The 17,575-nt window shown below is 36.0% G+C and carries 13 protein-coding genes and 2 other annotated features; of the genes, 12 read left to right on the forward strand and 1 reads right to left on the reverse strand.

What is annotated here, in order from left to right:
• Positions 1 to 127: 127 nt before the first annotated feature.
• From mgtA to nhaC, 8 genes are all read left to right on the forward strand, one after another.
• Positions 128 to 2,776: a magnesium-translocating P-type ATPase gene (gene mgtA / locus IGJ66_RS02260; protein WP_430616763.1), complete on the forward strand. Its 2,649-nt coding sequence runs from the start codon at positions 128 to 130 to the stop codon at positions 2,774 to 2,776.
• A gap of 213 nt (positions 2,777 to 2,989) precedes the next feature.
• On the forward strand, positions 2,990 to 4,306 hold the full coding sequence (locus tag IGJ66_RS02265) for a glycoside hydrolase family 73 protein (RefSeq protein WP_067485245.1): 1,317 nt from the start codon (positions 2,990 to 2,992) through the stop codon (positions 4,304 to 4,306).
• A gap of 237 nt (positions 4,307 to 4,543) precedes the next feature.
• Positions 4,544 to 5,221: an HAD family hydrolase gene (locus IGJ66_RS02270; protein ID WP_430616764.1), complete on the forward strand. Its 678-nt coding sequence runs from the start codon at positions 4,544 to 4,546 to the stop codon at positions 5,219 to 5,221.
• Positions 5,222 to 5,290: 69 nt separating this feature from the next.
• Positions 5,291 to 5,529: a binding site (T-box leader), on the forward strand.
• Positions 5,530 to 5,565: 36 nt separating this feature from the next.
• Positions 5,566 to 5,804: a binding site (T-box leader), on the forward strand.
• A 62-nt stretch (positions 5,805 to 5,866) separates the two neighbouring features.
• A complete protein-coding gene (locus IGJ66_RS02275; RefSeq protein WP_430616765.1) occupies positions 5,867 to 6,940 on the forward strand; it encodes a methionine ABC transporter ATP-binding protein in 1,074 nt (357 codons plus the stop codon).
• 1 nt (position 6,941) lies between these two features.
• Positions 6,942 to 7,622 carry a methionine ABC transporter permease gene (locus IGJ66_RS02280; protein ID WP_067485236.1) on the forward strand — a complete coding sequence of 227 codons (681 nt, stop codon included), beginning with the start codon at positions 6,942 to 6,944 and terminating at the stop codon, positions 7,620 to 7,622.
• 15 nt (positions 7,623 to 7,637) lie between these two features.
• Positions 7,638 to 8,480, forward strand: a complete 843-nt coding sequence (locus IGJ66_RS02285; protein ID WP_075491877.1) for a MetQ/NlpA family ABC transporter substrate-binding protein — start codon at positions 7,638 to 7,640, stop codon at positions 8,478 to 8,480.
• Between the two features lie 29 nt (positions 8,481 to 8,509).
• Complete coding sequence (locus IGJ66_RS02290; protein ID WP_067485229.1) at positions 8,510 to 9,733, forward strand: M20 family metallopeptidase; 1,224 nt, start codon at positions 8,510 to 8,512, stop codon at positions 9,731 to 9,733.
• A gap of 384 nt (positions 9,734 to 10,117) precedes the next feature.
• Positions 10,118 to 11,521, forward strand: a complete 1,404-nt coding sequence (nhaC, locus tag IGJ66_RS02295) for a Na+/H+ antiporter NhaC (RefSeq protein ID WP_067485226.1) — start codon at positions 10,118 to 10,120, stop codon at positions 11,519 to 11,521.
• A 492-nt stretch (positions 11,522 to 12,013) separates the two neighbouring features.
• Here the strand turns inward: nhaC and IGJ66_RS02300 are convergent, their stop codons facing one another.
• The gene (locus IGJ66_RS02300; RefSeq protein WP_075491879.1) at positions 12,014 to 13,354 is read right to left on the reverse strand and encodes an amino acid permease; all 1,341 of its coding nucleotides are present in this window, start codon (positions 13,352 to 13,354) and stop codon (positions 12,014 to 12,016) included.
• Between the two features lie 258 nt (positions 13,355 to 13,612).
• On the opposite strand from IGJ66_RS02300, the gene IGJ66_RS02305 reads away from it, so the two are divergent.
• From IGJ66_RS02305 to IGJ66_RS02320, 4 genes are all read left to right on the forward strand, one after another.
• The gene (locus IGJ66_RS02305) at positions 13,613 to 14,518 is read left to right on the forward strand and encodes an oligosaccharide biosynthesis protein Alg14 (RefSeq protein WP_430616766.1); all 906 of its coding nucleotides are present in this window, start codon (positions 13,613 to 13,615) and stop codon (positions 14,516 to 14,518) included.
• 641 nt (positions 14,519 to 15,159) lie between these two features.
• On the forward strand, positions 15,160 to 15,831 hold the full coding sequence (locus tag IGJ66_RS02310) for a hypothetical protein (RefSeq protein WP_430616767.1): 672 nt from the start codon (positions 15,160 to 15,162) through the stop codon (positions 15,829 to 15,831).
• A gap of 134 nt (positions 15,832 to 15,965) precedes the next feature.
• The gene (locus IGJ66_RS02315; protein WP_270346328.1) at positions 15,966 to 16,475 is read left to right on the forward strand and encodes an RNA polymerase sigma factor; all 510 of its coding nucleotides are present in this window, start codon (positions 15,966 to 15,968) and stop codon (positions 16,473 to 16,475) included.
• A 6-nt stretch (positions 16,476 to 16,481) separates the two neighbouring features.
• Positions 16,482 to 17,510, forward strand: coding sequence for a hypothetical protein (locus IGJ66_RS02320; protein WP_430616768.1), 1,029 nt, complete (start codon positions 16,482 to 16,484; stop codon positions 17,508 to 17,510).
• Positions 17,511 to 17,575: the final 65 nt, after the last annotated feature.

A 17,575-nucleotide genomic window follows, 5' to 3' on the forward strand; every position in this document is an offset into this window, starting at 1 on the left:
AAGTTTGCTGAAACTATTATCTATCTGTTTTCAGCCCACTTATGTAAAAATGCTTCTCTCTTGACCCAAAAAATACGAAAAACAAAATTGTAAAAGTTTGTTTTTCTGATACAAGGGAGAGAATACAATGGAAAAAAAGAAAGATACACAAAAATTATATGCAAATTTTGCACAAAAAAGCGAACGTGCATTATTTGACTTGTTCCATAGCAGTGAAAAAGGAATGAGCACAGAACAAATCGAACAATCAAAAGAAGTCTATGGAGATAACACGATTTCATATGGAAAGAAAACACCTTTTTTAATTGAAGTGTTGAAGGCTTATATTACACCATTTACCTTAGTATTGATTGCTTTAGGGATTATTTCGTTTATTACAGAATATTTACTACCAGCTCCAGGTGAGAAGGATTTATTCGGTGTAATTATTATTTTTAGTATGGTAATTGTGAGTGGCACAATGACTTTGATTCAATCAGTTCGTTCAAACCAAGCAGCTGAAAAATTAAAATCATTAGTAAAAGTGACCGCTGCAGTAAAACGTCAAGGCAAATACCAAGAGATTCCAATGGAAGAAATCGTCTGTGGTGACTTGGTTCGATTATCTGCAGGCGATATGATTCCGGCAGATATACGATTGCTTTCTGCAAAAGATTTATTTATTTCTCAAGCAGCTTTGACGGGTGAAAGCTATCCTGTTGAAAAGAATGCCGTAGTTGCGATAGATGGGAATAAGAATGAAACAAGCTATGAAAACCTAGCGTTTATGGGAAGTAATGTAATTAGCGGAAGTGCCACAGGAATTATCGTAGCTGTGGGAAATCAAACTTTGTTTGGTCATGTAGCACAAACGTTATCTGAAAAACCAATTAAATCCAACTTTGAATTAGGTATCCATAAAACATCTATGTTATTGATCAAGTTCATGGCTTTGATGGCACCCACAGTGATTGTCATTAATGGATTAACTAAAGGAGATTGGCTAGAAGCTTTCTTATTTGGATTGTCTGTTGCAGTCGGTCTAACGCCAGAAATGTTACCAATGATTGTTACGACGAACTTGGTTAAAGGCGCTAGTGTGATGGCAAAAAAAGGGACAGTTATCAAAAATTTGAGTGCGATTCAAAACTTTGGCGCAATTGATGTTTTATGTACTGATAAAACAGGAACGTTAACTCAAGATAAAATTATCTTAGAATACCACATGAATTGTGAAGGCGCTGAAGACGATCGGGTATTACGCCATGCGTATTTAAACAGTTATTATCAAACAGGTTTGAAAAATTTACTTGATGTCGCGATTATTGACGAAGCTGAAGAAACCCTTGATACAACCAACACGCGTTACAGAAAAATAGATGAGATTCCATTTGATTTTGAACGTCGTCGCATGAGTGTCGTCGTAGAAGATGTGACAGGCAAGACACAAATGATTACCAAAGGCGCGATTGAAGAAATGTTGAGCATTTCTAAGTTTATTGACTTAGAAGGAGAAGTTACACCTTTAACGAAGGAAAGAAAACAGGAAGTTTTAGAAAAGGTAACAGCGCTTAATGAAGATGGATTACGTGTAATTGGTGTAGCCCAAAAAACAAATCCTAGTGTAGTTGGAGAATTCTCAGTCAAAGATGAATCAGACATGGTGTTGATTGGTTACTTAGCGTTCCTTGATCCACCAAAAGAAACAACGAAACAAGCATTGCAAGCATTGAAAGATCACGGAGTGGCTGTTAAAGTGTTGACTGGAGATAACGAATTAGTAACACGTTCTGTTTGTCGTCAAGTTGGCTTAGAAATCGATGAGCTAATCACCGGAGAAAAAATTGCTTCTATGGATGATCACCAACTTTCACAGGTTGTTGATGAAAATGATGTTTTTGTAAAACTAAATCCACAACAAAAAGCACGCCTAACAACAGCTCTTAGAAATAATGGACACACAGTTGGGTTCTTGGGAGATGGAATCAATGATGCTCCTGCGATGAAAGTGGCCGATATCGGTATTTCGGTTGATACAGCTGTCGATATTGCAAAAGAATCAGCAGATGTCATCTTATTAGAAAAAGATTTGATGATTTTAGAGCGTGGACTATTAGCGGGTCGGGAAACATTCGGAAATATCATGAAATATATCAAAGCGACAGCTAGTTCAAACTTTGGAAACATGTTTTCCGTTTTGATAGCCAGCACCTTTTTGCCATTCTTGCCAATGTTGCCTTTACAAATTTTATTCTTGAATTTGATTTATGATGTGTCTTGCATTTCCTTACCATGGGATAAAATGGATCCAGAATATTTAGTAAAACCTAAAAAATGGGAAGCTTCAAGTATTGGCAAGTTTATGGTGTATTTTGGTCCAACAAGTTCTGTCTTTGATATTACAACGTATTTATTGATGTACTTTGTTATTTGTCCAGCGGTTATTGGAGGAGATTTCCACACGTTGAATGGCACACAACAAGTAGCATTTATTGCGTTGTTCCATGCAGGTTGGTTTGTGGAATCACTTTGGTCACAAACGTTAGTATTACATGCGTTACGCACACCAAAATTACCATTTATCCAAAGCAACGCAACCTTTGCTATGACAGCAATTACTACGTTAGGCATTGCTGTTGGTTCTGTTTTACCATTCACAAGTTTTGGTGCAGAGCTAGGTTTGATGCCATTACCAGGTAGTTATTGGGTTTGGTTGATCGTAACAGTTTTAGCTTATTTAACACTGGTTACGGTAGTTAAAAAATATTATATCCACAAATTTGGTGAACTGTTGTAATTTAAAGGTTAAGAAAAGCACAAGCATGCGGAGTAATTTTCTCAAGAAAAGTCTTCTGCATTTGCTTGTGTTTTTTAGTTTCAATCAAGTTACAAAACATTACTGGAATGTGTCATTTTTAAATTTCCCTTAAGGCGGATATGTTTTTTTGTTAAAATAAAAGATAGGTGATACATACATCCAATAAAAAATATGAGGAATAAAGGAGAAAAAATGAAAAAAACGAATTTTTTACTTAGTGTGATGGTACTAGGCGGAATCGTTTCAACTGCTGCTCCTGTGAGTTTTGCAGATGAAGTTGGCACAGGCAATGAAGCAATTGCGCAATCAACAGTTAGCACATATGAGAATCAAATAGCTGGAACTGAAACACAAGAGAGTGCACTTGAGACACAAAATAGCTCGACTATTAGTACAACAGAGGCAACTGCTGTAGAATCAAGCGAAATAACAGAAGCAACTGGTTCAGCAGTGGAAGAAACAGCTCCTGAATCAGAGGAACAATCTACGGAAGCAACAGAAGCAACAAAGGCTACAGAAACAGTGGAGAATCAGTTGGATGACGGAGAGGTACTTGTTCACACAACGCAAACAGACCTTTCACAATTTGAAGTTTCTATTGCTTCACGCTTTGCACGTTCATCATCAAATACACAACAGCAATTCATTGACAGCGTGGCTCCCTCTGCAAGAACGCTAGCAAGCCAAAATGATTTGTATGCTTCTGTCATGATTGCTCAAGCGATTGTGGAAAGTGGTTGGGGAAAGAGTCAATTAGCTTCTGCACCAAATTATAATTTATTTGGAATTAAAGGTAGCTATAATGGACAATCGGTAACTTTTCCAACAGCAGAGTTTGTTAATGGTCAATGGATTACAGTAAATGCTGCGTTTAGAAAATATCCATCCTATAAACAATCTCTAGAAGATAATGTTCACATTTTAAAAACAACTTCATTCCAATCTGGCGTTTATTATTATTCGGGCGCATGGAAAAGTAACACAAAATCTTACAAAGATGCGACAGCCTGGTTAACGGGACGTTATGCGACAGCACCAAACTATGCAACAACTTTAAACAGTGTAATCGAAACCTATAATTTAACGCAGTATGACAGTCAACCTCAAGTACCTACATCACCAATGTATCGTTTATACAACCCAAATACTGGTGAACATTTGTATTCTCTAAATGAGGGTGAAAAAAATTCTTTACCAAAAATTGGTTGGAAATATGAAGGTGTGGCTTGGTTAGCACCAAACAGCGGAACAAAAGTGTATCGGATGTATAATCCAAACAGTGGCGACCATCATTATACGGCAGCCCAGTCAGAAATCAATTTCTTGAAAAAACTAGGCTGGCGTTATGAAGGACTAAGTTTTTACTCTGGCGGTTCAAAAGCGATCTTGCGTCTGTTCAATCCAAATGAACAAACAGGAACGCATCATTACACAATGAGTACAAAAGAAAGAGATTACTTAGTGAAATTAGGTTGGCGCTACGAAGGAATCGGTTTTTACGGCAACTAAGCGTTAGGTGTTCGAGCAGAAACTTCAAGAAGAACAAAGTTGCTTTGCAAACATCAAACAAGTAAAAAATGTCAGAAAATAACTACTTAGAGACAGAGTGCATAGGCGCTCTGTCTCTTTTTTGATTTGGAATGAAAAAAATAAAATAATTTTCGTGAAACTTCCATGCAGTCGATGATTTTATAACTGAATCATGCTAAACTAAGGATATTGTTTTTTGAAAGGAACCGTGGGGAAATGAAAGGCGCAATATTTGATTTAGATGGACTATTAGTTGATAGTGAAAGAGCTTATCGTGATGGTTGGGTCTGGGGCTTTGCACAATTTGGGATCGAGATTCCACAAGAAATCGTTAATACTTGGGGTGGAAAGAATTGGAAACAAAGTTTTGATATTTTAGTCCAATTAGCTGGCAGCCCAGAAAAAGTACAAGAAGTACGAGCAAAACGGGAAAAATTTTTTTATGAAAAACTAACGACCGGAGAAATCCAGCTTAAACCATATGCGAAAGAAGTACTGAGTTATTTAAAAGAACAGAATTTTAAACTTGGCTTAGCAACGACAACTGTTACTGAAAGAGCAACAGCCATTTTAAATCAGTTTGAATTAATGGACTATTTTGATACGTTTACTTTTGGGGATGAAGTATCTGAAAATAAGCCTTCACCGGTTCCTTATTTAACAGCATTGGAACGAACTGGATTAGTAGCAGATGAGGCTTTTGCAGTCGAAGATTCATTAGTGGGTGCAACTTCAGCTTCTCGCGCAGGCATGGGCGTATTTCTGATACCTGACTCAAGTTTTGAACGAAATTATTCGGAAAAAGACAAAGAAAACTTGCAAATTATCGAACAAGGAAAAGATTTGAAAATTGTTATTGATTTTGTGAATAAAAAAACAGCAAAAAATTCTTAGAAAAAAAGAATAAATTTTATGCTTGACTTTCATTTGTTCATCCTGTAAATTAATCGTCAACAACCAAATAATTTTTCGATGAAAAGGAAAGTAAACTTGGAGACTGCGTAGAGAGACTCTGGCTGGTGAAAAGAGTTCAGTATAAGAAAAGTTGAAAATGGCCTTGGAGAAAAATTTGTCGATAAGTAGGCAAATTCGGATTCGTTCGACCGTTAAAACGAACACCAATCTCTCATTACAGATGAGACGTTGGGCTGAGGGAAGGAAACTTCCGAATAAAGGTGGTAACACGATACGTCGTCCTTTTACTAGCATTTGCTAGTAAAAGGACTTTTTTTTATATATTTTTCGCGATGAAATGGTAAGTACATTGGTAAAGTCTTTAACAGAGAGCTTCGAAATGCTGAGAAGAAGTAAGATTAAACTTTTGGAAAATGGCCATTGAGCGATTCACTCCGAGCAATTTGTAAGGCGGTGACGGCTGCGTCCGATAGCACGCTAGAGTATGTTTGTACTTGAAGAGGAATTGTGCGTGAGTACAGTTCGAACATGAGGTGGTAACACGCAAAAAGGCGTCCTCAAGTAAATGACACTAGTCGTTTGCTTGAGGATGCTTTTTTTAGTATCGATAAGGGAGGAGAAAGAATGATTGATTTACGAAATATATCTGTCACCTTTCAACAAAAGGGGCAGGAGATTCGCGCAGTAGATTCTGTGAATCTAACGATTGATGAGGGAGATGTTTTTGGAATTGTTGGTTATTCTGGAGCCGGGAAAAGTACATTGGTTCGAGTAATCAATTTACTTCAACCACCAAGTGATGGTGAAGTTTGGATCAACGATGTGGAACTAACCAAGCTCTCACCAAAAAAGTTACGTGAAAAAAGAAGAAAGATCGGAATGATTTTTCAACATTTTAATTTGATGAACAGTCGGTCAATTTTTGATAACGTTGATTTTTCATTGAAATACACAGGGAAATCTAAACAGGAACGTCAACAAAAAGTGACTGAATTATTGGATTTGGTAGGTCTTTCAGATAAAGCTAATGCGTATCCAAATCAATTATCCGGCGGGCAAAAACAACGCGTGGCAATTGCCCGAGCTTTAGCCAATGATCCTGAAATTTTATTATGTGATGAGGCAACTAGCGCTTTGGATCCAAAAACGACGCTTCAAATTTTAGCTTTATTGAAACAACTAAATCAAAAATTAGGCTTGACCATCGTGCTGATTACTCATGAAATGCAAGTAGTCAAAGAAGTTTGCAACAAAGTAGCGGTGATGGAGGAGGGAAAAATTATTGAACAAGGAAGTAGTATTCAGATATTTAGTCGTCCGAAACAAGCATTAACAAAAGATTTTATCCGAACAGCAACACATATCGATCAGGCGCTAGAAACAATTACTGCTTATCCGGATTTTGCTGAGCAAACCAATGATAAATGGCTAGTGGAACTGTCTTACGTTGGAGAGCGAACCAATGAGCCACTAATCGCCCAACTTTACAGTAAATATCAAGTAACGACCAACATTCTTTACGGAAACATTGAATTGCTTCAAGATGTCCCGCTGGGGAGTTTGATTGTGACTTTGGCGGGTGAATTAAATCAACGACAAAAAGCTTTAGACTTTTTATTTGAACAAGGTGTGACAGTTCAAGTATTGAAGAAGAGTGAACGTAATGAACAAATAAAAGTGATTGAAGGGGGAAGATAACATGACCAAATTCCTAGAAACATATTTACCAAATGCTTCTGCGATTCCTGATGAATTTATTGAAGCAACGAAGCAGACGCTATATATGTCATTTTGGACGGCATTAATTTCTGGAATTATTGGAATTGCGCTTGGTGTGATTCTAGTTGTGACTCGCCCAAATGGATTATTAGCACATCGGTTATTCTATGAAATTTTAGATAAAGCAATCAATATTATTCGTTCGATACCGTTTATTATTTTATTGTCGCTTTTAGCACTTACTACTCGCTTTTTTGTTGGGACGACAATCGGTGCCAAAGCAGCATTAGTTCCACTGATTGTGGGCGTCGTACCATTTTTTGCTAGGCAAATTGAAAATGCATTGTTAGAAGTTGATCCTGGAGTAATCGAAGCAGCAGAATCAATGGGAACGAGCCCATTTGGAATTATCGTACGAGTTTATTTATTAGAAGGATTACCAGGAATTGTCAGAGTATCTGCTTTGACGATTATCAATGTAATTGGTTTGACCACGATGGCAGGCGCGGTCGGTGCCGGAGGATTAGGAAATTTAGCTATTTCTCGAGGGTACAATCGATTCCAAACAGATGTCACGATTGTTGCGACCTTATTGATTTTACTTTTGGTATTTTTAAGTCAATTTATTAGTAATCAAATTATAAAAAAAATTAGTCATTAATTGGGGGAAAAAGAGATGAAAAAAATTATTCGTTTAGTAGCAGTTGCACTTATTGCCGTGGTTTGGTTAGCAGGATGTAGTAAAGGATCAGCTGAAACCACTGATAAATCAAAAGAAACAACCGTTAAACTAGGTGTGATTGGTGAAGATACAGATGTTTGGGATGACGTGAAAGATCGCTTGAAAAAAGAAAATATCAATTTGGAATATGTTAAATTTACCGACTACAACCAACCAAATGCGGCATTAGCAGATGGCTCAGTCGATTTGAATGCTTTTCAACATCAGTTCTTTTTAGATAACTACAATGAAGAACATGGAACAGATTTAGTTTCCATTGGAAATACAGTCAATGCGCCATTAGGTATTTACTCAAATTCACTCAAAAAAATAACAGAGCTGAAAGATGGTGCAAAGGTTGCCATTCCTAATGATGTGACTAATGGTGGCCGTGCCTTATTGTTATTACAAACGGCTGGCTTAATCAAAGTAGATGACTCAAAAGGACCAGCACCAACTGTTTCGGATATTACTGAAAACAAGAAAAATCTAGTGATTTCTGAATTGGATGCTTCACAAACAGCACGTGCATTATCTGATGTAGATATTTCCGTCATTAATAGTGGTGTCGCAGTCGATGCAGGATTTAATCCAACGAGCGATGCAATTTTCTTAGAACCTGTCGATGAAAATGCTCGTCCTTATGTCAACATCATTGTTGCAAGAAAAGAAGATGAAAAAAATAAAACATATCAAAAAATTGTCGACGCATATCAAACAGAAGATACAGCTAAAGTAATCGAAAAAACATCAAAAGGTTCAAGCGTTCCTGCATGGGAAACATTTGGACGTAAATAAATCAGCCAAAACTAAGGGAGGAATTTTTTATGAGTACAACACAAACGACAACATCTGTAAAAGAATTTATTGCTGAAAGATTGCCAGAATATCAAGAGTTAGCATTAACGATCCACGATCATCCAGAAGTCAGTAACTATGAATTTTTCTCCTCAGAGGCATTGATTAAACAGCTGGAAAAAGAAGGGTTTACTGTTGAAAAAGAAGTCGCGGGTCATCGAACAGGTTTTGACGCTCGTTATGCTTCAGGAAAACCTGGTCCAACCCTCGTTTTTTTAGCCGAGTTTGACGCATTACCGGGCATTGGGCACGCATGTGGGCACAATTTATTTGGAACGTATTCAGTATTAGCGGCTAGCGCAGTGAAGGAATGGACCAATGAATTTGGTGGGGAGATTCGAGTCTATGGTACGCCTGGTGAAGAAGGTGGTGAAAATGGCTCAGCGAAGGGAAGTTTTGTTCGCGAAGGATTTTTTGAAGACGTGGATGCAGCTCTTTGCGTTCACCCAGCCTATCGTTATGGAAAAACCACAGAATCTTTAGCAAATGATCCAGTAGATATCAAATTTTATGGAGTTGCCTCCCATGCTGCAGGAGCACCGGAAAAAGGAATCAATGCACTTGAAGCATTAATTCAAGTGTTCAATGGGATTAACGGATTACGCTTGCATTTACCAAAGGATGTCAATATCCATGGTATTATTACCGACGGTGGAGTTGCTGCTAATGTCATCCCTGAATATGCGGCTGGACGTTTCTACTTGCGGGCAGCTAACCGTGAAACGTTGGACGAAGTATCTCAAAAAGTTGAAAACATTGTGAAAGGTGCGGCACTCAGTACAGGTACCTCTTATGAATTTGGGTTGTTCCAAAATGCAGTCGATGATGTGGTTGTCACCCCAGCGTTTGATGAACTCTTTTTTGAACATCTTCAAGAACTTGGTATTCCAGACGAAGAAATTGAAACTCAACAGCGTACAAGTCTAGGTTCATCTGATGTTGGAAATGTTAGTCAGGTAATCCCGACGATTCAACCAACTGTCTCCATCTCTGATACGTATATTGCAGGTCATTCGACTGAATTCAAAGCAGCAGCAAGAAGCGAAAAGGGACTAGCATCAATTGCGATTGCAGCAGAGCTTTTGGCAAAAACAGCACTTGATTTGCTTCAACAACCAGAAACATTAACCACAATCAAAAAAGAGCATCAAGAACAGCTTGCTAAGAAGAAAGAACAGGGATCTTCTTTCTAAAATGTTATCTTTTATTTTGAGCACAGAAAAATAAATCAGATTTTTTTGTTGACAAATATTTGTTGAGGATGTAAACTTCATGAAAGTCATCTTTTCAACAGTAGTAGCAGAGGTGTTTTGTTCAGAAAGTCGGTGGTTGCTGCGAACCGATCAAGCCATGCTAACGAATTACATGAAAAGTTCAAAAAATAAAATATGTTATTTAAAGTGAAAAACAGATCTGTTTTTAATTAAGGTGGTACCGCGGAGCAATTCGTCCTTAGTTGAAAACGGGTCTTTTTATTTTTAGCCAGAGGGGGAAGCCAAAATGAATTGTGGCGGGATGATTCGATATTATTTCTTTTTTAGTACCTAATATTTTTAACTAAAAAAGGAGAAATTATCATGGAGAAAAAAGCAAATCCGAGTTTTGTAGAAGCAACATTAGTATTAGCAGTCGTCGTATTGAGCATTGCAGTTGGGGTAGTGGGATTGAAAATCTCACCAAATATTGCTATTTTAGCAGCTATCGGGATGGTCATGGTTTACGCTGTTGTAAAGAAATACCCTTCTGAATGGTTGCATGAGGGAATTATTAATGGAATCAAACCAGGAATTATTCCAATTTTTATTTTTATTTTAGTTGGTTCATTGATCGCAGTTTGGATTCAAGCGGGAATTATCCCAACCTTGATGGTGATTGGGTTTGATTTGATTAGTGTCCAATGGTTTGTCCCATCTGTCTTTGTTGTTTGTGCGATTGTAGGGAGTGCAGTTGGTAGTGCTTTTACAGTTATGTCAACAATTGGTATTGCCTTTTTCGGTATCGGAACAACGTTAGGTTTAAGTCCAGCTTTGGTAGTGGGTGCCATTGTTTCTGGTTCTGTCTTTGGAGATAAGATGTCTCCGTTGTCAGAGTCAACGAACTTGGCAGCAGCGATTGTCGATGCAGATTTATTTAAACATATCAAACATATGATGTGGTCAACTGTTCCGGCATTCGTACTTTCGTTTTTCTTATTCATGTTCTTAGGCCACACGGATAAAGGTGCAAGTCTTTCAGCTATCCGTGAAGTCACAAATACGTTAGAAGCCAATTTTACAATTTCATTTTGGTCATTGATTCCACTTGTTTTGATGTTAGTATGTGCATGGAGAAAGGTACCAGCCATCTTAACTATTTTATTGAATATTGCTGTAGCAGTCGGAATGATTTTTATTCAAAACCCGCAGACGTCTGTGAACCAATTAGCTTCTGTAATTGAATCAGGATTTGTGGCAAATACTGGAAATGAACAAATTGATGCGTTACTAAGTCGTGGAGGAATCGAAAGTATGATGCCGACCGTTGCATTGATTATCTTGACTTTATCACTAGGTGGTTTGCTAATTGAGTTTGGGTTGATTTCAACTGTGATGGATGTTGTTTCTAAGCGGATGACCAGCACACCAAAGTTAATTTTTACAACATTGTTAACAAGTATCGGGGTCAACGTTTTCATTGGTGAACAATTCTTGTCAGTCATTTTGCCAGGAAATGCATTTAAAGACACGTTCAAAAAGGCTGGACTTGATCCAACTGTTCTAGGACGAACACTGGAAGATGGTGGTACAGTTATTAACTACTTAGTTCCTTGGGGGATTGCTGGTAGTTTCGTAGCAAGTACATTTGGTGTTCCAACATTAACGTACTTACCATTTGTTTTCTTTAGTTTGTTATCACCAGTCTTTTCAATGGTGAGTGCTTTCACTGGTTTAGGTATTTCAAAAATTGAATCAGAAGATGAATCAGAATTAGTTTCTGAATAATAGCGGCGTATTTAAAAACAGGAAAAATATGCTGTAAAAATAAGATTAGAGGGTAAAATCAAACATCATTGATTTTACCCTCTAATTGTCTAGTAAGGTTGTGGCGCAAAACGTTCAGCTCCGAAAAAATAATGAGCAACTGATAAAAATAGCATTTCATATTTTAGACAGTTGTAAGTTATTTCGAGGAGTTGTTTTGGGAACACCGTGAATAAGGTTGTGGCTCCAAGCGTTCAGCTCTGAAAAAATAAAGAATAACTGACAAAAATAGCTATTTATGTTTTTGGACAGTTATGAATTATTTCGAGGAGTTGCTTTGGGAACACCGTGGATAAGGTTGTGGCGCAAAACGCCTAATTCCGACAAGATAGCAATCATTAAAATAGTTTTCCATGTTTTGAAATGGATGCAAGCTCTATTGAGGAATTGCTTCTTGAACACTAGTAATTAGAAAAAAGAGAGGTGACAAAATTTTGTCACCTCTCTTTTTTGCTAGGACTGATCAGATAAGGCGAAGGGTTCTTTGGGTTTTCGATAACTAAAGAAGATAATTAGGTAAAGTAAAGCAGTCAATAAAGTAACACCAAGTATATTGGTCATTAAAATACCAATGAAAATTAAAGACAATGCAATTAGCGCAAATAGGTTGAGACTTTTATCGAACAAAGTACCTTTCTTTAGTGAAAGAACAAAAGCAGCAGAAACAATCATCAACCAAATAACTAATACGGTATAAGAAAGTGAACCTGCTAGATAACCAAATAACTCATCACCGACAAAGTAAGAAAGGATGACACCAAGGTAAAGAACACTGGTGCAAAAGAAAACTGAGCGTTGAGGTACTTGATGTTTATTTAGGACTGCAAAGGTTTTTGCAGCTCCTTTCTTATCTTTCAATCGGAAAAACAGCGTGCGCGAAGCAGCATAGACACCTGAATTGATGGAAGAAAACAAAGCTAGAACAATGACAAAATTGACAATATCCGCAGCAAATGGAATATTCATTTTTTCAAAAACCATTACGAAAGGACTCACGTTACTGTTAGCCAGTGTGTTCCAAGGGAAAATAATCAAAAGTAAAAACAAAGGAATAATATAGAAGGAAACGATTCGTCCCATCACACCTTTGACTGCTTTAGGAATAGCTTTTTTAGGATCATCTGCTTCACTAACTGTAATCGCAATCAGTTCAGAACCACCGTAAGAATAAATTACGACTAACAAAGAATTAATGATTCCTTTCATTCCATGCGGTGCAAAGCCACCATGATTTGTCATTTGTTGTAAGGTGGGAAAAACGCCATGGCCAAACATCTGTTGTCCAACTAAATAAAGACCAAAAAGAATAAGTGCAATAATTACACTGATTTTAGCAAAAGCTAACCAATATTCTGTCTCAGCAAAAAGTCTCACGGAATAGAGATTAATCAGTGTTGTGAGGACTGCTAAAATCAACACGAAGATCCACGCAGGGATATTAGGAAACCAAAGCTGTAAAAAAGATGCAGCTGCTACAGCTTCTGCAATAATGTTGATCATCCATAATGACCAGTAAACCCAATCAATAAAGTCAGCAGAGTGGTCACCAAGATAAGGGCGGATCAATCCAGAAAGGCCATGCTGGTTCTCACCATCTAAAACAAGTTTTCCTAATCCAGTCATAACAATAAATAAAACGATGCCGCCAATAGCAAATGCTAATAAGACGGAGGGACCTGCGATGCTAATTGCTTCACCACTCCCTTTAAATAAACCTGCACCAATCGCGCCACCTAATGCTAGCATCGTAATGTGACGCGAACTCATTTGTTTTTTTAGTTTTGTATTTTCCATAAGCAACCTCTTTTCTGTACGTGTTTCATGAATAAAAAATAACGTTGCTTAATAATACCAAATATTCTGACAATTTCAACTATTCTAAAAAATTTTTTGGATACTTTAATCAAATCGTCATAAAATTGAAAGATAGAAACGAAAAGAATTGACAAAAAGAGAGACTAATTTTATTCATTCAGAGCATAATATTCGCTTTTCTATTTCTATAAGAGCTATGATTAGGAAAATTCTTTATGGGAAAGTGAGGAGAATGAAATGGCTGATACTCATGAAATTTTACTCGTCGCAAAAGATAAAAACTTATATTTTTTTCCTTTCATCGACTCATTCGAAGTGATTTCTGGAAAAGACTTATTTGATGAACAGTTTTTACGAATGAATGCTGCAAATTTTCGCCAATATCAACTGATTATTTTTTTGGATTTTGGATTTGAAGTGGCGATGGCTGCTCAAGTTCGTTCGTTGACTCAGGCAAAAATAGTTGTTTTCTTTTGGAATCACTTTAAAAAAGAACATTATGAATTATTGGAACAAGTACAAAAGGATTCAGCGATTGATGAAGTTTATCATTTTGATGCGTTGGAAGCACATGAGTTAGGTTTGAAGCACAATAGCTCCTTCTATTCTACAAATGTCCAACTACCCAAGGAACAAATCACAACAGATTTATTTTTTGGTGCGACTGATAATGGACGAAAGAATCTTGCTGAACAGTACCGAGCAGATTTTTCAGCAAGAGGTGTAACGACTAATTATTTTATTTTACCATTGAGAGGTAACGAACAAGTTGGCTATTTAAGTTACTCGGAATATTTGAGATTAGTGGCAAAAAGCCGGGGAATTTTAGAGTTGCTTCGTGCAGGACAACAGGGCGTAACATTGCGGACATTTGAATCCATGTACTTCCAGAAGAAATTGGTGACTGGAAACGATGTGATTTTTGATTATCAATGTTACCATCCAGATAATATCTTTTTATTGTCGCAACGATCTTTGGATGAATTACCCGAATTTCTTAACCAGCCCTATCAGTCAGTTTCGCCAGAAATTCTTGATTTCTTTGATGCGCCAAACTGGGCTAAGCGCTTCTTGGCTACTGATGAACTACTTTTTGAGCGCTATGAGTACCGGGCAGATTTGCTGGCAAGGTTGAAAAAGTGAGGACAACTACAAATAGCTGATACTTAGGGTGAAAATAAAAAGAAATTACGACTTAAATATATATAAGTCGTAATTTCTTTTTTTAAAGTTAGTAGAACTTGCTTTTTCATTCAGTAAGAGAACACTACAGGATAAAATCTTTTTTAGCTCCTTTTTAGAAACTTTATTAGTTATAAAATTAATTGGTTGCCTGAAAAAAATTTATAGCGACAGTTTAGTAATAAGACTGCTTTTATTGACTATTTTCTATTTTTCATTGCAAATGACGTGAAAGAGCAAATAAATTTGGGATAAGAAAATATCTATCTTGATGTATTGTAACTACAAGTTTTTATTACTAGTTGTATAGAGTATCAGTTTCACTAATTAATAAAAAGTGTTGTGGTTGATGAATAAAAAAAGGATGTCAATCTATTTTTATAGATTGAAAATAACTATTTTTAACAACTAACATAAGAAAAATTTTAAGAGTTATTGGTGCAAAAAGACACATAATAGCAGGATTATTTAAAAGTTGGTTTATTTTCATTAAAAAACATTAATAATGTTTTTTAATGAAAGGATAAGAGTTATCATATAAATATAGTAAGCGCTTGCTTTTGAGATTTATAATAACGATAACAATAGGAAGAAGGATGGTTATGAAATGGACTAAGTTTTTATTACTTTCCATATTTGCAAGTGTTGGATTATGTATGAGTGTAAGTAAGGATGTTCATGCAGCTGAAAGAATTGGTAAACCATTATCGGGTCCTGTCACTCAAGAAGAAATCTATAATAGATATTCTGATGATGCAAGTATCCTACTGATACCTGATGGTGGATTTCTTCATGGAGAAATGATTGAAACTTCTGCTATCACAGGTGAAGTAGTTGCTTATTACAATAGTGAGACAGATTCCAGTGCTACTACATGGGGGAAATTAAAAGATAAAATGGACCAAGTGCTAGAATCAGATGATTTTGTTGCTCCCCTCAATCTTCAACCAAGAAGAGCTACCCCACCTTCAACAGTTAGAGGTCTTTCTTATGGAGCAAGTTACACATCAGATTACTTTTCAGGAAGTGGTTGGCGATTTGCAGGATATTTATTCAAAGCAATAAATTCTGCAGGACCATTATTACGTTGGGAATCTCATAATGATGGTGGAGTAATCGGAACTGAGACACAAGCTTGGAACACACTAGATTCAGGATTTGCTGAAGGAACATTAATAAACAAGAATGCTTATTTATACTTAAATGGCACACAGTGCTACTTTAATCATAATCCTCAAAACGGAACATATTATTGGGTTGGAAATGTTGATTAAATTCGGCAACTAAGCCACAATACGATTAAGCAATCTATGATAAATTTGTCATAGATTGTTTTTTTATTTGTGGAACTTTTAGCTACTTTATTTCCTCTAATATAGTGTGTACATAAAGGGAAGGTGAATGTTAGTTGTTAAAGGAAACTTGGTTAGTAAAGAAAGCACAAAAAGGTGATGGAGAAGCATTTGTACAATTGGTTAAGCAATACGAAATAGTATTATATGGGGTTGCTAAACGTTACTTGAACATAGAAGATTCAGCAGATGCCTTACAAGAGACGATGCTCATTGCATTTAAAAAGATAAATGGGTTGCGACAGCCCAAATATTTTTATTCATGGATTACCAAAATTTTGATTAACGAATGCTATAAAATACTAAAGAAAAATAATGTATATTCGTTTCACGATCCAGATTATTCATATGAAAAATTTACGACAGAAAATACTGAAAATGATAAGTTGGGTGATTTAATTACAGAATTGAATCCAATTTATAAAACACCATTATTACTTTATTACTATAGCGGATTTTCTTATAAAGAAATCAGCACAATTATAGATGAGCCATTAGGAACTGTTAAATCACGTATTTATAGGGGAAAAGAGTTGCTAAAAAGAGAGTATTTGAAAGGAGAATAAAATCTAATGAGTCAGAAATTTGAAAAGAAATTGGAAAATTTGAAAAAAGAGGATATAGAAATTCCTTTTTTGGTAAGACATAAAGTAGATGTAGCTTATTCAAAAATCAAGCTTAGTAAAGGTATCAAACATAGATTTACCAAAAAGATTATGTTAAGTGTAGTTTTGCTAATCACCTTGTCAATAATTATTGGAATTTCTCCGATAACACAAGCCATAAATTACTTGAAATTTGGCTCATTCTCGTCCGAAAAATTGAGAGAAGAAAATTTTATTGTTGCTGACAACAGTCACTCGCAAAGTAAGGAAATAAAGATTAGTTTAGAAGAATCATATATGGGTAAAAAGCAAATAGGTCTACATTTTAGTATTAGTTTTCCTAAAAATTCAAAGTTACTCTCACCTGAGATTAACTATTACAGTTTAGGATTTTCAGTCAAAGACAAGAGTAATATATTATTTTCCAATGACACGAATGACGGCTCTATGGTAGGGGCATACACTCAAAATCAATTTTTTGATAAAAAAAATAGGACTTTAGAAATTACTTATTTTTTAAATAATTATCAGACTGAATTTTTAGCTGCAGAGGATAAGCAGAAGATAGAAATTACTAAAATCACAGGAACGATTCAAGGAAATACTAAAAAAGTTAAGCAGGGATTTTCACATGTAGAAACTGTAACAACTGAAGGGAAATGGGAGTTACCGCTGAGTACAAGAAATGTAGAAAATTTTCCGGAAATAAGATATACGGGAACGATAGTAGAAAACGGTGAGTTAGTAAAAGGGCAAGCTTTTCCAACGATGTTTAGAGTAGAAATAGATCCTTTTGAGTTTGCTAAAAACACAACAGATATAAAACTTGTTTCAGTAAAAAAGGGAAAAGTGAACGAACACAAATTATTAAATAGCTCTTCAGAAAATGGTAAACTGATTTGGTATTTTGAGTATTCAGATTATGATGAACCGAATGAAGTAAGACTTCAAATAAATAATAACAATGTAGCTACTTTGAGTAAATCTAAAAGTTAGCTTATTCCAAAGTTTGTATAGATTTTTTATGAATAAAGTAAAAATAGAAAAGAGCTGCGACAAAA

Source organism: Enterococcus sp. DIV0176, assembly GCF_050528535.1.
GTDB classification, from domain to species: domain Bacteria; phylum Bacillota; class Bacilli; order Lactobacillales; family Enterococcaceae; genus Enterococcus_B; species Enterococcus_B thailandicus.

What these genes read in the sequence shown, in the direction of transcription:
- IGJ66_RS02300 (WP_075491879.1), bottom strand. Translation starts at nt 13,354, where the DNA reads ATGGAAAATACAAAACTAAAAAAACAAATGAGTTCGCGTCACATTACG.
- IGJ66_RS02270 (WP_430616764.1), top strand. Translation starts at nt 4,544, where the DNA reads ATGAAAGGCGCAATATTTGATTTAGATGGACTATTAGTTGATAGTGAA.
- IGJ66_RS02280 (WP_067485236.1), top strand. Translation starts at nt 6,942, where the DNA reads ATGACCAAATTCCTAGAAACATATTTACCAAATGCTTCTGCGATTCCT.
- IGJ66_RS02310 (WP_430616767.1), top strand. Translation starts at nt 15,160, where the DNA reads ATGAAATGGACTAAGTTTTTATTACTTTCCATATTTGCAAGTGTTGGA.
- IGJ66_RS02305 (WP_430616766.1), top strand. Translation starts at nt 13,613, where the DNA reads ATGGCTGATACTCATGAAATTTTACTCGTCGCAAAAGATAAAAACTTA.
- mgtA (WP_430616763.1), top strand. Translation starts at nt 128, where the DNA reads ATGGAAAAAAAGAAAGATACACAAAAATTATATGCAAATTTTGCACAA.
- nhaC (WP_067485226.1), top strand. Translation starts at nt 10,118, where the DNA reads ATGGAGAAAAAAGCAAATCCGAGTTTTGTAGAAGCAACATTAGTATTA.
- IGJ66_RS02265 (WP_067485245.1), top strand. Translation starts at nt 2,990, where the DNA reads ATGAAAAAAACGAATTTTTTACTTAGTGTGATGGTACTAGGCGGAATC.
- IGJ66_RS02290 (WP_067485229.1), top strand. Translation starts at nt 8,510, where the DNA reads ATGAGTACAACACAAACGACAACATCTGTAAAAGAATTTATTGCTGAA.
- IGJ66_RS02285 (WP_075491877.1), top strand. Translation starts at nt 7,638, where the DNA reads ATGAAAAAAATTATTCGTTTAGTAGCAGTTGCACTTATTGCCGTGGTT.
- IGJ66_RS02275 (WP_430616765.1), top strand. Translation starts at nt 5,867, where the DNA reads ATGATTGATTTACGAAATATATCTGTCACCTTTCAACAAAAGGGGCAG.
- IGJ66_RS02320 (WP_430616768.1), top strand. Translation starts at nt 16,482, where the DNA reads ATGAGTCAGAAATTTGAAAAGAAATTGGAAAATTTGAAAAAAGAGGAT.